General features: G+C 65.4%; 12 protein-coding genes. 7 read left to right on the top strand and 5 right to left on the bottom strand.

Annotation, left to right across the window (positions count from 1 at the left end; all coding sequences use genetic code 11):
- Nucleotides 1-31 precede the first annotated feature (31 nt).
- Nucleotides 32-2,242, bottom strand: a complete 2,211-nt coding sequence (locus ASN89_RS12910) for a TonB-dependent receptor (protein WP_058049526.1) — start codon at nt 2,240-2,242, stop codon at nt 32-34.
- A gap of 233 nt (nt 2,243-2,475) precedes the next feature.
- On the opposite strand from ASN89_RS12910, the gene ASN89_RS12905 reads away from it, so the two are divergent.
- From ASN89_RS12905 to ASN89_RS12895, 3 genes are all read left to right on the top strand, one after another.
- Nucleotides 2,476-3,153 carry a hypothetical protein gene (locus tag ASN89_RS12905; protein WP_058049525.1) on the top strand — a complete coding sequence of 226 codons (678 nt, stop codon included), beginning with the start codon at nt 2,476-2,478 and terminating at the stop codon, nt 3,151-3,153.
- A gap of 302 nt (nt 3,154-3,455) precedes the next feature.
- A complete protein-coding gene (locus ASN89_RS12900; protein ID WP_058049524.1) occupies nt 3,456-4,409 on the top strand; it encodes a 2-hydroxyacid dehydrogenase in 954 nt (317 codons plus the stop codon).
- A 52-nt stretch (nt 4,410-4,461) separates the two neighbouring features.
- A complete protein-coding gene (locus ASN89_RS12895; RefSeq protein ID WP_409929625.1) occupies nt 4,462-5,646 on the top strand; it encodes a low temperature requirement protein A in 1,185 nt (394 codons plus the stop codon).
- A 7-nt stretch (nt 5,647-5,653) separates the two neighbouring features.
- On the opposite strand, the gene ASN89_RS12890 is transcribed toward ASN89_RS12895, so the two are convergent.
- Nucleotides 5,654-6,184, bottom strand: coding sequence for a GNAT family N-acetyltransferase (locus ASN89_RS12890; protein ID WP_046685226.1), 531 nt, complete (start codon nt 6,182-6,184; stop codon nt 5,654-5,656).
- Nucleotides 6,185-6,275: 91 nt separating this feature from the next.
- On the opposite strand from ASN89_RS12890, the gene ASN89_RS12885 reads away from it, so the two are divergent.
- Nucleotides 6,276-6,842 (top strand): helix-turn-helix domain-containing protein, encoded by a 567-nt coding sequence (locus tag ASN89_RS12885; protein WP_058049523.1) that lies wholly within the window; start codon nt 6,276-6,278, stop codon nt 6,840-6,842.
- Between the two features lie 2 nt (nt 6,843-6,844).
- Here the strand turns inward: ASN89_RS12885 and ASN89_RS12880 are convergent, their stop codons facing one another.
- A complete protein-coding gene (locus ASN89_RS12880) occupies nt 6,845-7,741 on the bottom strand; it encodes a LysR family transcriptional regulator (RefSeq protein WP_058049522.1) in 897 nt (298 codons plus the stop codon).
- Nucleotides 7,742-7,804: 63 nt separating this feature from the next.
- Here ASN89_RS12880 and ASN89_RS12875 point away from each other — a divergent pair, with 63 nt between their 5' ends.
- From ASN89_RS12875 to ASN89_RS12865, 3 genes are all read left to right on the top strand, one after another.
- Nucleotides 7,805-9,301: an MFS transporter gene (locus tag ASN89_RS12875; RefSeq protein WP_058049521.1), complete on the top strand. Its 1,497-nt coding sequence runs from the start codon at nt 7,805-7,807 to the stop codon at nt 9,299-9,301.
- Nucleotides 9,302-9,393: 92 nt separating this feature from the next.
- Nucleotides 9,394-10,962 (top strand): EAL domain-containing protein, encoded by a 1,569-nt coding sequence (locus ASN89_RS12870; protein ID WP_058049520.1) that lies wholly within the window; start codon nt 9,394-9,396, stop codon nt 10,960-10,962.
- Nucleotides 10,959-11,312 carry a hypothetical protein gene (locus tag ASN89_RS12865; RefSeq protein WP_152988554.1) on the top strand — a complete coding sequence of 118 codons (354 nt, stop codon included), beginning with the start codon at nt 10,959-10,961 and terminating at the stop codon, nt 11,310-11,312. The genes ASN89_RS12870 and ASN89_RS12865 overlap by 4 nt, the downstream gene beginning before the upstream one ends.
- Before the next feature lie 3 nt (nt 11,313-11,315).
- Here ASN89_RS12865 and ASN89_RS12860 read toward each other — a convergent pair whose 3' ends face one another.
- A complete protein-coding gene (locus tag ASN89_RS12860) occupies nt 11,316-12,668 on the bottom strand; it encodes a serine hydrolase (protein ID WP_058049518.1) in 1,353 nt (450 codons plus the stop codon).
- Nucleotides 12,669-12,793: 125 nt separating this feature from the next.
- Nucleotides 12,794-13,871: serine hydrolase (locus ASN89_RS12855; protein ID WP_058049517.1), on the bottom strand; the 1,078-nt coding region annotated here is incomplete at its 5' end.

Genomic DNA, 13,871 nt, shown 5'->3' with positions numbered 1-13,871 from the left:
AGCTTTCGTGACGGCATGGACTGCCAGCTCTTTAAAATGCCACGCTGCCCGAGACGACGAAGGTGCGCGGCGCGGCCAGCACCAGGCTGCCCGCGTCGAACGAAGAGACGGCCGAGGCCCAGTAGCTGCGGTCGGCCACGTTGTCGATGCGCGCGCGCAAGGTCACGTCATGGCCCGCCACCTGCGTCAGGTAGCGCGCGCCGATGTCGATGCGGGTCCACGATGGCAGTTGCTTGCGGTTGGCCAGGTCCGCATACTGCGTCGACGTGTAGACGGTACGGGCGTTCAGGCTCAAGCCTGGCGCGTTGGGCACGTCCCATTCGCCACCCACGCTGAGCTGTGTTTTTGGCGCGCCGATGGCATTCTTGCCATTGTTGGCCGGCTTGTCCGTCTTGCGCTGTTCCGTATCGAGCCAGGTCAGGCCGCCCAGCAGGCGCACCCCCGCCATCGGCGTGCCGAAGACGGACAGTTCCAGGCCCTGGTTGCGCTGTTCGCCCGACAATGTAGCGCGCGAGCCGACCACGGCTGGCAAAGGCTTGGCGGTGGAAAACAGGGCGGCGCTCATGCCCAGCCTGCCGCCGTCATACTTGATGCCGATTTCCTTCTGCTTCGATTTGTAGGGCGAGAAGACTTCGCCTTTGTTGCTCAGTGGCACGTCATTCTTGCCATCAAAATAGGTGCCGCTGGCAACGGGGCCCTTGACCAGCGCCTCGATGTAGTTGGCGTACAGCGACACGTTCTTGCTGGCCTTGTAGACGATGCCGGCCACGGGTGTCGTGGCGCGCTTGTCATAGCTGGAATACTGCACGGCCGTGCCATACGCATACGCGGCGTCGCGGATCTGCTGGCGGCGCAGGCCCACGGTCAGCAGCAGGCGGTCGTCGAGGAAGGCCATGGTATCGGCCACGGCGTAGCTGCTGAGGATGGTTTTTTGCGTCAGGCGCGGATCGCTCATCACGCCACCCGAGTTGGCGGACAGGGTGGGCGGCATGGCCACGTCCAACGGACGGTAGATATTCGTCGGCAAGCCCGCGTAGTCGCTGATCGCATACGCATTCTTCGCCTCGTTCCAATGGCCGGACCAGCTGGCCACCAGAGTGTGCCGGACGGCGCCCGTCGTGAGCTTGCCGCGGATGCCCAGCTCGCCCGTGCGGATTTCCTGCTTGCGCGCATTGTCGAAGCGGTACACGCTGGCATCGCCATTAAGCGAGGTCAACGTCGGTTGGGCCAGGCTGTTCGACTCCTTCGTCGAACGGCTGCCGAACGCGGCCCAGGCCACGACATCCTTGGCCAGGTCCACTTCGGCGCGCGCCGTGCCGAACACATCGTGTTCCTTCGAATAGCTCCACGGCTGGGCAAAGTTCTTCGACGCATCGGGCGCGCCCGGCAAGGCCGTCAGGCTGCCCGTGTTGATGGAAGGGCGCGGCGCCGTCAGATCGAAATTCTGGTAGCCGGCATCGGCCGACAGGCGGTAGCCGCGGCCGCGATAGTCGAGGCCGACGGAAAACATGCCCACGTCGTGGTCTTCGCGCTTGATGCTGGTCTCGCCCTGGCGCTTGGCGGCGTTCACGCGCACGCCAAATTCCTGGTTGTCGCCAAAGCGGCGCGCCACGTCGATGGCCGCATAGGCGTGGCCGCCCGATTCCACGCCCACCGTCAGTTCCGTCAACGGCGTGTTGCCGGCGCGCTTGGGCATCAGGTTGATGGCGCCGCCGATGCCGCTGCCGCCCGGCGCCGCGCCGTTGAGAAAGGCGCTGGCGCCACGGAACACTTCCACGCGCTCGAGCAATTCCGGCGAAACATATTGACGGGGCAGCACGCCGTACAGGCCGTTGTAGGCCACGTCGTCCGAATCGAGGGCGAAACCGCGGATGACATATACTTCCTGGAAATTGCCATAGCCGCGCGACATGCGCACGGCCGCATCGCTTTGCAGCAAGTCGCCCACGCTGCGCGCCTGCTGGTCGGCAATGAATTGCTGGGTATAACTGGTGCTGCCGAATGGCGAATCCATCATGTCCACGGACCCGAGGATACCCATGCGCCCGCCACGCGCCACCTGGCCACCCGCATACGCCTTCGACAAGCCTTCCGCCGACGCATCGGCCGAGGCATTGACGACAATGGTCGGCATGGTTTGCGCGCCGCTGTCTGCCGGAACGGTTTGGGCATGAGCGGCGGCGCTGGCCAGCAGGAATGCGGCCAGGGCGAACGGGGTAGGGACGAGGTGGAAGGAGCGCATGGTGTTATCTGGATATTAATGAGAATGATTATCATTATATTCCAGCGCGGCGACATGCGTGGGAAAGTGTGAGAAAGCGATCAAAAAGTCGCCATTTGTACAACAACCGGCAAGCCGCGGTACTGGAATCTGGCAGGAAAAGGGGCGTCAACCGATACCTTATGGATTTATTAATGCCTATGGTCAAGTTTCGCTAAAATGGGTTATCGCGCCCCGCGCCCACAGGAAACCGCATGCCATTGCTCCGCCATCTACAGTCCGCTTCCATGCGCATGCGGGAGGGCTTGAGCCTGAAGGGCGCGGCCGTCGTGCTGATCCTGGCCATGCACGTGCTGGGCCTGTATTTCCTGCTCCTGCCGGCGCGGCAACTCAAGCAATATACGGAAGTGGCCTTCATGACCTTGCTGCCGCCCCGGCCAACGCCGCCGGCGCCGCCGCTGGCCTTGCCCATGCCGGTTCCCATGCCGCGTGCGCGTGGCGCTGTGCCGCCTGTCGCGCCGTCCGCCATCGTTGCGCCACCGGCCGTCGCAGCGGAAGCCATCACCGTTCCCGCCGAGGAGTTTCCTGCCGCACCCGCCACGGCGCCGTCCGTCGGAGATTTGCGCACGCGCGCCCGGCTGGCCGCAGGCGCCGCCGACAAGGCCTTGCGCGGCGAGCTCAAACAAGACAAGCCATGGCTGGCCACGGCCGAACTCAAGAGCGACAGCACCTTCCAGAAGCTGGTCGCCTCCGCCTGGCGCGGCGGCCCCGTCATCCGCGTGGAAGAATACCTGACGGCCGACGGCCGCCCCGTCACGCGCGTCGTCAGCGCCGGCGGCGCCACGTGCTTTGGTCTCGACGCGAACCCGGGCGCGGGCGCCGACCCGTTCAAGACAGGCGGCAAGGTCAAAAGAGTGCCTTGTCCGGGTTGAAGCGATCTGGCAATCTTCGTGGCGTCGCCCGTCGGCTTGCGCCCGTTGGGCCAAGCCGACCTACGTTTCAGATGTGTAGGTCAGATTAGCGCAGCGTAATCTGACAGGTTGCGCGGCGGCGCTTGTCGGCTTACGCCCGTTGGGCTAAGCCGACTTACGCATGATGCAAGCGTGATCCATGCCAGGCAAAGACCGCACGGCGTACAGGGTTTTAGGGGCTGTAACAGGGTATGCCATCCCCGGCAGGGCCTCAAATATGCTAAGTTGCGTCTGCAATTCATGTGACACGACCCAGGACGCCCATGCCCCCCGAACTCCTTATTCTCGCTCCCAGCCCTTCGGCTGCCGTCAACGCGCAGCTGGAACAGCAATATAGTTGCAACCACGCCTGGCAAGTGCCGGCGGACGAACGCTACGCCTGGCTGGCCGAGCGGGCGCCCCACATCCGCGCCGTCGTCACGACGGGCGCGCTGGGCTTGAACGCCACCGACATGGGTTTGCTGCCCGCACTGGAAATCGTCGCCGTCAATGGCGTGGGCCTCGATGGCGTGGCGCTCGACGTGGCGCGCGAACGGGGCATCGCCGTCACCACCACGCCGAACGTGCTGACGGACGACGTGGCCGACGCGGCGCTGGCCTTGCTGCTGGCCAGCGCGCGGCACATTGTGGCGCTCGACCGTTTCGTGCGCGACGGCGGCTGGGAGCGCCGCGAGGCCATCACCCCGGCATCTAGCCTGCGCGGCAAGACGGCCGGCATCTTCGGTTTCGGCCAGATCGGGCAAGCCATCGCGCTGCGCCTGGCCGCTTTCGGCGTCCACGTCCGCTATTTCCAGCCGCGCGCCATTGTCGGCACCGACGTGCCGCGCGCCGAATCGCTGCTGGCCCTGGCGCAGGAAAGCGATTATCTGATCGTCTGCGCGCCGGGCACGCCGGCCACGCGCAAGATCGTCGACCGCACCATTCTCGATGCGCTCGGTCCGCAAGGCACCCTGATCAACATCGCCCGTGGCGCGCTGATCGACGAAGACGCCATGATCGCCGCCTTGCAGGATGGCCACCTGGGCGCAGCCGGCCTCGACGTGTTTGCGGACGAACCGCGCGTACCAAACGCCTTGCGCGCCTTGCCCAACGTCGTGCTGACGCCCCACGTGGGCAGCCTGACCGTGGAAACGCGCCATGCGATGGGGCAACTGGTCGTCGATAACCTGGCCGCGCACTTTGCCGGCTTGCCCTTGTTGACACCCGTAAAGTTATAAAGTCCAGGATCAACCGTTTTAATCAAGCATGAATGAAAGAGTAGCTATGGAATTGACAAAATCGCTGTTGCGCACGCGCGGCGGGTTGGACAGCGGCAAGGTGGGCATGATCGAGCTGTTCTTCGATCTCGTGTTCGTGTTTGCCGTCACGCAGCTGTCGCACGGCTTGCTGGCCCACCTGAGCGCCATGGGCTGGCTGCAGACGGGCTTGCTGCTGATGGCCGTCTGGTGGGTGTGGATCTTTACGTCGTGGATCACCAACTGGCTCGACCCCGAACGCATACCCGTGCGCATCAGCCTGTTCGCGCTGATGCTGGGCGGCCTGATCATGTCGGCCTCGATTCCCGAAGCGTTCGGCACGCGGGGCCTGGCCTTTGCTGGCGCCTACGTCGCCATGCAGGTGGGGCGGCCCCTGTTTGCCTGGTGGGCCGTGCGCCATGAAGCGCTGTCGCGCCGCCGCAATTTCCAGCGCATTGCCCTGTGGGCGGTGTTGTCCGGCATCTTCTGGATCGCCGGCGGCGTCGCGTCGCCCGAGCAGCGCATCTTCTGGTGGATGCTGGCACTGGCGATCGACCTGGCCGGCCCCTGGATGCAGTTCGGCCTGCCTGGCCTGGGCCGCTCGACGACGGCCGACTGGGACGTCGATGGCAGCCACATGGCCGAGCGCTGCGGCCTGTTCGTCATCATCGCCCTCGGTGAATCCCTGCTGGTGACGGGCGCCACGTTCGCGGGCCTGGAATGGACGGCCGCCAACTGGCTGGGCTTCCTGTCGGCCCTGGTCGGCAGCATCGCCATGTGGTGGATTTATTTCGACACGGGCGCCGAGGCGGGCCACCACCGCATCGCCCACTCGAAAGACCCGGGCCGCATCGCCCGCAAGGCCTACACGTATATCCACGTGCTGATCGTGGGCGGCGTGATCGTCAGCGCCGTGGCCGATGAACTGGCCCTCGTGCATCCGGACGAAGCGAGCTTCGCCGGCATCAGCGCCTTGCTGGGCGGCCCGATCCTGTATTTGCTGGGCAATGCACTGTTCAAATGGGTCAGCAGCGAGCGCGCCGCGCCGCCACTGTCGCATCTGCTGGGCATTTTGATCATCCTGGCGCTGATCCCGATGGCCTACGGCCGCCTGTATTCGCCGCTGACCCTGGCCTGCATCACCAGCTGCGTGCTGGTATTGGTGGCCGTGTGGGAACATATGGCGCTGCGCCGTCCGCCACCGGAGATTGATCCCTGATGCTTGCTTAGCCGGGCGGCGCGATGCCGTCCGGATCGCTGCGCGTATCGAGCTGCAGCTGCAAGAACGCCAGGTCCAGCCAGGCGCCGAACTTGGTGCCCACCTGGCGCATCAAGCCCACTTCCTCGAAGCCCAGCTGCTTGTGCAGGGCGATTGAGCCGGCATTGCCCGCTTCGATGCCCGCCACCATCACGTGCTTGCCCAAGCCGCGCGCCCGCGCTATCAATTCCACCATCAAGGTCTTGCCGACGCCGGCGCCGCGACTGTCGGCGCGCACGTACACGGAATGCTCGACCGTATGCCGAAAACCCTCGAACGGGCGCCAGTCGCCAAACGAGGCGTAGCCAGCGACCTTTCCCTCCGCATCGATGGCAACGAGCACCGGATAACCGGCCCGCTGGCGGTCGGCCAGCCAGGCCGCGCGGTTGGCCGCATCGACCGTCCGTTCATTCCAGATGGCCAGGGTATTGCTGACGGCATCGTTGTAGATGGCCAGTATGGCCTCGATATCGCCCGCATGGGCATCGCGTATCTGCATGTTGCTCTCCTCGTCAAGCGTCTACTATAATGGACAAATCATAGATTGCCGTCCACCGCTTGTCCAATAAAATCCGAATGGAAGCCAATACATGTCCACTAAACCAGACGAATTGAACCAGCGCATCGGCGCCAGGGTGCGCCTCGAGCGGGAAAACCTGGGCTGGTCGCTGACGGACCTGGCGGCCCGCTCGGGCGTGTCGCGCGCGATGGTGCACAAGGTGGAGCGGGGCGACTGCAGCCCCACGGCCACCTTGCTGGCGCGGCTGTCGGGCGCCTTCGACCTGAGCATGTCCGAGCTGATCGCCCGCGCCGAGATACGCGCAGGGCGCTTGCTGCGCAAGGCGGAACAACCGGTATGGATCGACCCGCAGAGCGGTTACGTGCGGCGGCACGTGTCGCCCGCGTCCGACATGCCGCTCGACCTCGTGCATATTACCTTGCCGCCAGGCGCCGTGGTGGCCATGCCGGCCGCCGCCTATGTAGCGCGGAGACAACTCATCTGGTCGCTCAGCGGCAGCCTCGTGTTCATCGAAGGAGAGACGCGCCACGTGCTGGACGAGGGCGACTGCCTGGAACTGGGGCCGCCGGCCGACTGCGTGTTCAGGAATGAAACGGCCACCGCCTGCACCTACGCCGTGGCGGTATTGAAGAACTGAGGTCAAGCCAGCGCCGCCGAGCGCAGCTGGGCAATGAAGGCGCGCGCGGCGGGCGCCTGTTCGTGGCGGCGGAAGGCCACGGCGATTTCCGAGCTGATCTGCGGCCCTGCCAGCTCGCGGAATACCACGCCCGGCAATTGCACGCTGGCCATCACGGAATGGGGCACGATGGCGCAACCGACGCCCAGCGACACTTCCGTCAGCACGGCCACCAGGCTGCCCGGACGCGACACCACCTGCGCCACAAAGCCGCCGCGCCGGCTCACTTCCAACGTTCCCAATTCCTGTTCCGGCACGATGAAGGACTGCTGCGCCAGCGCGGCCGGCGCCGCCACATCAAACAAAGCCAGCGGGCTGTCCGTCAGCACGGCCAGCACGAAGCGGTCGCGCAGCAAGACCACGCTGTCCAGTCCGTCCGGCAAGTGCAGGGGCGGGCGCACGAAGGCCAGGTCGACCCGGCCCTGGTCCAGCAAGCCGGGCAGGGCATCCATCGCGTATTCGCGCGCACCGATGTGGATGCCGGGGTGGCTGGCGCGAAAGCGGGCAAACTGGTCTTGCAGCACGCCGGAATATGCGGCCGAGGCCACGTAGCCGATTTCCAGCCGTCCCAGCTCGCCCCGGCCCGCGCGCCGCGCCACTTCCTGCGCCTGCGCCAGTTGCCCCAGCGCGCGCGCAGCCTCGATGACGAACAGTTCTCCGGCGGCCGTCAGGGACACGGTGCGCTTGCTGCGCTGGAACAGCCGCGTGCCCAGCAACTTTTCCGTTTCCTGCACCTGCTTGGTCAGGGCGGGCGGCGAAATACCGAGTTCCGCGGCGGCCCGCGCGAAGTGCAGGCTGTGCGCCACGGCCAGCACGCAGCGGAAATGCCGCAGTTCCATCTCTTTGTCTGTATTCACCATGGGTAAATTATAAGGCGGCTGCCTTATAACAGGAAATAATACAAGCGTGCTTACAATCGGGACATGAAGAAACCCAACTGGACCTTATATACGTGCTCGGGCGTCTGCGCCCTGATCATGCTCGACACCAACGTCGTGGCCGTTTCCTTGCCGTCGATCGCCCGCTCGCTCAACGCCAGCTTCGTCGACGTGGAATGGGTGGTCAGCGCCTACATGCTGGCGTTCGCCTCGTTCCTGCTGCCGGCCGGCAGCATCGCCGATCGCCTGGGACGGCGCAGGGTCATGCTGTTCGGCCTGGCCGTATTCGCGCTGGCGTCGCTGCTGTGCGGCCTGGCGTGGACGCCGTTCGTGCTCAACGTGGCGCGCGCCGTCAAGGGCCTGGGCGCCGCGCTGCTGCTGACCTCCGCGCTGGCCGTCATCGGCCACACGTTTCACGAGGAAAAGGAGAGGGCGCGCGCCTGGTCCGTGTGGGGCGCGGCCATGGGCGTGGCCATGACGGTGGCGCCGCTGCTGGGCGGCCTGATCACGAGCGCCATCAACTGGCGCTGGATTTTCTACCTGAACCTGCCCGTCGTCGCCATGTTGATGTGGCTGGTAGGCAAGCACGTGGATGAATCGAAAGATGCGTCCAACGCCAGTTTCGACCCGCTCGGCGCGGCATTATTCTCCGCCGGTCTGTTCGCCATCATCTGGGGCTTGATCGACGCCAGCGTGGCGGGCTGGTCCAGCCACGCCACCGTGCTGCGTTTCCTGGCCGGCGCGGCGCTGCTGGCCGTCTTCATCGCGGTGGAACGGCGCCAACGCGCGCCCATGGTCGATCTGTCGCTGTTTGGCCGGCGCGTGTTCGTTGGCGCCGTGCTGGGCATGTTCGGCTATGCGATCGCCGCGCAAGTGATGATGACCTTTTTGCCCCTGTATTTGCAGAACGCCTTCGGCTTTTCCGCCGTGCTGGCCGGCTGCGCCATGCTGCCGTTTGCCGTCGCCATGGTGGTGCTGTCCCGTCTGGCACCGCGCGCCATGCGTCATCTGGACGACCGCGGCATTCTGGTGACGGGCTTGCTGATCGTCGCTGTCGGCAACGTGGCCACGGCCCTGGCCGCCGCCAGCCTGCAGTATGGCTGGGTTGCGGTGGGCATGGTCGTTACGGGGGCGGGGGCGGGGTTGCTGAACGGCACGACGCAAAAAGCCATCCTTGCCTGCATTCCGCGCGAGCGCACGGGCATGGGCTCGGGCATCAGCACGACGACGCGCTTTGTCGGCATCGTGCTGGCCGTGGGCGCGCTGGGCGCCGTGCTGGCCATGCGCACGGCCGCCTCGTTCGACAAGCTGGCGTGGCTGCACGGCTTGAAGGCGTCGCCCGAAATGATAGGACGTATCGTTGCCGGCAACGCGGCCGACGCCTTCGGCCAGCTGCCGCCTGCGATGCAGGCCGTGGCGCAGGAAGCGGCGCGCCACGCCTTCATCGACGGTTTTGCCAGCGTGCTGTACCTGGCTGGCGCACTGGCGGCCGTGGTGGCGGCGCTCGTGTTCGTGCTGGCGCGGCCACTGGAAAAAGTGTAACTGTTCAGCAATATCCGCGTGCGCAGCCTGCACTTGTAATATGATGCCATCGAGCAATACATAGCAATCATATAACTACCGCAGGTAACCACATGCGCAGAAAACGGATCATTATTACCAGCGTGCTGGTGGCAGTCATCGGCGTGGCCGCTCCCCTGAGCCTGGCCTTCTATCTGTCGTCCGTGCGCGCCGAGCAGGGCGAGCAGGAACGCCTGCGCCTGCTGGCTGGCTACGCGCTCGAGCGCGCCCACCGTTCGATCGCCTCGGCCAGCATGGCCCTGCGCAGCGCCGATGCGCTGGACCTGGCGCCGTGTTCGGAAGCGCATGTCCAGCAACTGCGCCGCATCACCATCACCACGCGCAGCATTGACGATATCGGCTATGTGGAAAACGGCTTGCTCAAATGCACGTCCACCGGACTAGAGGAAGAACGCATCGCCGTCACGCCCGCCGACTTTACCCTGGACAATGGCATGGGGCTCGATTTCAACCTGCGCCCCGTCGTCAGCGGCGGCAAGCGCATGGTGGGGCTGTCCTACCGCGCCTATAAAGTGCTGATCGATCCCGTGCGCTTTTCCGACGTCATCGTCGACAACGATATCCAGATGGCCGTGGCCATCGGCAAGGGCGGCGTGCTCGACACCTTGCACCATCCCGACCCGGCACTGGTCAAGACCCTGCTTGACGGCAAGGAAGCGATGGGCAACCTTGCCCACGAGGACAGCATCCATGCGATGCTGTACCGCGATGGCTTGACGGCCGTCATGATCGAGCCGCGCAGCAAGCTCAGCGAGAGGCTGCGCCGCGAACAGCTGCTGCTCTTGCCGCTGGGCCTGTTGATGGCCGCCTTCATCGTCGGCATCGTCGTGTGGCTGTCGCGCCGCCGGCTGTCTCTGCGCGGCGAGCTGGAAACGGCGGTCGAGCGGCGTGAATTCTTTGTCCACTATCAACCGATCATCGCGCTCGACACGGGCGTGTGCGTGGGTGCCGAGGCGCTGATACGCTGGCGCCGCCCCGACGGCAGCATGATACGCCCCGACCTGTTCATCCCCGTGGCCGAGGAGGCCGAACTGATACTGCCCATCACGGACCAGGTCATCGCTTGCGTGATTGCCGACATGCGCGCCGCGCTGCTGGCTGACCGCGACCTGCATATCGCCATCAACTTGTGCGCCAGCGACATCGAAACGGGCCGGGTGCTCGACGTGCTGGAACGCGCGCTGGCCGGCACCGGCATCGAGGCGCAGCAGATCTGGCTGGAAGCAACGGAGCGGGGCTTCATCAACGTGGAAGCGGCCCGCGCCACCATCGAAAAGGCCAGGGCGCGCGGCCACGCGGTGGCCATCGACGACTTCGGCACCGGTTATTCCAGCCTGTCGAGCCTGCAAAACCTGCCGCTCGACGCCTTGAAAATCGACAAATCCTTCGTCGACACCATCGGCACGGACGCCGCTACCAGCAGCGTCACGCCGCACATCATCGCCATGGCCCGTACCTTGAACATGCTGATCGTGGCCGAAGGCATTGAAACGCAGCAGCAAGCCGATTATTTGTTGGAACGCAAGGTAGAATTCGGCCAGGGCTGGCTGTTTGCCAAAGCGCTGCCGGCTGCGGAATTCCTCACTTTTTACCGGGCGCGCCGCGCACCATCGTCCCCATGAAACAGCCACGCTTTCCTTATCCATTGCAGCCGCTGCGCGTACCGGGCGGCTGGCACATCACCGTCAATACCCTGTTCGAAGTGGAGCCTAGCCCCGATACCATGGAATGGTTCAGCAGCGCGCTGCTGCTGTGGGGCAGCTGCCGCGACAACGGTTACTGCTTCAATTCGCATTTTGAACCTGAGGACGATCCGCAGGGCGAATTCGTGCTGGAGATGGGCAAGGTGGAATACGACCGCCACGGCAAGATCGTCCAGGGCAGCGACGCCTTCCTGGGCGAATTTCGCACGCGCAGCAAGGCGGCGTTCGTCGCCCGGGTCGAGCAATTCATGCAAGACCCGGCAGCATGACTTTTACGGCTTGCGCGGCAAGACCACGTCCTGCCCGCCTTGTTTGAGCACGGCGCTGGCGATCTTGCCCGCGGCATCGCGTGTAAACGCCAGGTCCGCGTCGATGGCACGGAAGAAAAATTGGTCTTTCGCGCTGGCAAACAAGGGGGCGGATCCCATGCCCGTGCCGGCCGCTTCCAGGCCATTCTTGCCCAAGGTCACCGTCAACGTGAAATCCTTGTCCAATAGATACTCGCCCACGTACTCGGCCAGCGCGGCACGCGGCAGCGCGATGGCGGCCAGCGGCTTTTTCAGCGGCGGCAAGGGCGTGCCGGGCAGCAGGGCGGACAAGCCCAGCGCGTCGATGGTGCGGGCCGTGTTCGTCAGCACCATCACGCCCCGCTTGCCGTCTGTTGTAAACGCCGCATAACTCGAGTAGCCGCCCGTCTGGCCGCTGTGCCAGGCGTAGGTCTGGCCCTGTTGCTGCTCCAGCAGCCAGGCCAGGCCGACTTTCGTATCGCTGTCGGGCGCCAGCGCACGCTGCGGCTGGATCGCCAGCGCATACGGGCGCAGCGGCTTGAACATATACGCTTGCAGGTAGGCGATCATGTCGCGCGCGCTCGAATACACGCCGCCGGCCGGCGCCACCACATTTAAATCCCAGGCGGGTGTCGGTTCGCCCGACAGCAAATGGCCAGGCGCCAGGCGCGCCAGCATGCCGTGCGTGGGTTTGTTCGAGGTGGAACGCATGCCCAGCGGCACGGCGATGCGCTTTTGCAGCAGCGCTTCATAGCTGGTGCCCGCCTGTGCCGCCAGGGCCGTGCCCAGCACGGCGTAGCCGATGTTCGAGTAGTCAAATGCCGTGCCCGGCGCATGCGGCAGGTGGTAGGCGGCAAGAAACTGCCGCTGTTTGGCTTCCGTGTAGTCGGCATACGGGTTGGCCGGATCCTTGGGCGCGAAGTTGTCGGGCAGGCGCGGCAGCGCGGAATAGTGCGTGGCCAGGTCGAGCACACTGATCGTCTTGCCGTCGAACGCAGGCACCGTATAGCCGGGCAATAATGCCGCCACGGGCTCGTCGAGTTTGACCTTGCCCTCGACGACGGCGTCGGCCAGCAGCAGGGCCGTCATGGTCTTGGTAACGGAACCGATCTGGTAGACGGTATCGGCGCCCGGCTTGGCGCTCTTGCCTGCATGGACATGGCCAAAGCCGTACACGGCGCTGTCCTTGCCGTCGATGATGGCGATGACGATGCTCGGGTGCATGCCCGTGCGCGTGAGTTCCTCGGCGCGCTGGCGCACGGCGTCGTCCAGTACGGGCGCGGCCAGCGCGGCGCTGCCGAGCAGGCAAAGGGGAAGGAAAGTAAAAGCGGGTGTCATGGGGAACCTTGTCCTGGGTGGGCCGGATGCACGCCAGTGCCTGGGTAAGGTGTCTGGCATGTCAATTGCAGGATACGGCCGCAACATGAAGGTTGCCTGAGTTTTATGGCACTCTTGCCAGCATGCTAAGGCTTGCGTTTTCCCGGCAGGGCATGGCCGTTCTGGTGCAGGACGACGCCCGTGACGGCGCCTTGGGCGTCGCGCTGGAACACCAGCTGCGCCTCGACCACCTTGTAAAAGAAGGTGTCTTTCGCGCTGGCGTACACAGGTGCTTCAGGCTGGCCCGTGGCGCCCACCAGCAAGCCTTCCGGACCCTGGCGCACGCTGAGGACAAACGTGGGCGCCAGCGCATACAGGCCCGCATATTGCGCCAGTTCGGCCGGGGCGATGGCGATTTCCTTGGGCGCCGGGCCGTTCGGCGGCGACAGGCTGCCGGGCAGCAGCACGCCCACACCCAGCCCATCGACGTCGCGCGCCGTGCTGCTCAGCACCACCACGCCCCGCTTGCCGTCCAGGGTGTAGCCGGCAAAGCTGGCATAGCCGCCAGTCTGTCCGTTATGCCAGGCGAAAGGCCGGCCCTTGACCTGGTCCAGCATCCACGCCAGCCCGATCTTTTTCACGCCATCGCCGTCGCCTTCGCCGGCCAGCACCCGCTGCGGCTGCACGGCCAGTTGCTGCGCCGGACTGGTCGACCGCATGTACGATTGCATGTAGGCAATCATGTCGCGCGCGCTGGAGCGCACGGCGCCGGCCCCCGCGATGGCCTGGAAATCCCAGTTCGCGGCCGGCTTGCCATCGGCCAAGTGGCCCGGCGCCAGTCGCGCGCGCAGGGCGGGCGTGCCTGCCGTAAAAGTCGAGACCATGCCCAGCGGACGGAAAATGCGGGCTTGCAGCAGTTCCTCGTAAGACATGTTTGCCTGCGTGGCCAATGCCGTGCCCAGCAAGCCATACCCCAGGTTCGAGTATTCATACGCGGCGCCGGGCGCGCGCGTCAAGGTATGGCCAGCCAAAAAGGTGCGCAACTGCGCCTCGCCATAGCCGGCGTAGGGATTGGCCATGTCCGCCGGCGCCAGGTTGGCGGGCAGGCGGGGCAAGCCGGATAATTGCGTGGCCAGCTGGCCCACGGTGATTTGCCGGCCAGCCAGCGTGGGGATGGCGTAGCCGGGCAGCAGCTCGGCCACCGGCTGATCCAGCCGGGCCTTG

It is taken from the genome of Janthinobacterium sp. Ant5-2-1 (assembly GCF_001445815.1).
Taxonomy (GTDB): Bacteria; Pseudomonadota; Gammaproteobacteria; order Burkholderiales; family Burkholderiaceae_D; genus Janthinobacterium; species Janthinobacterium lividum_E.
This window is presented reverse-complemented; position numbering and strand designations above follow the sequence as displayed.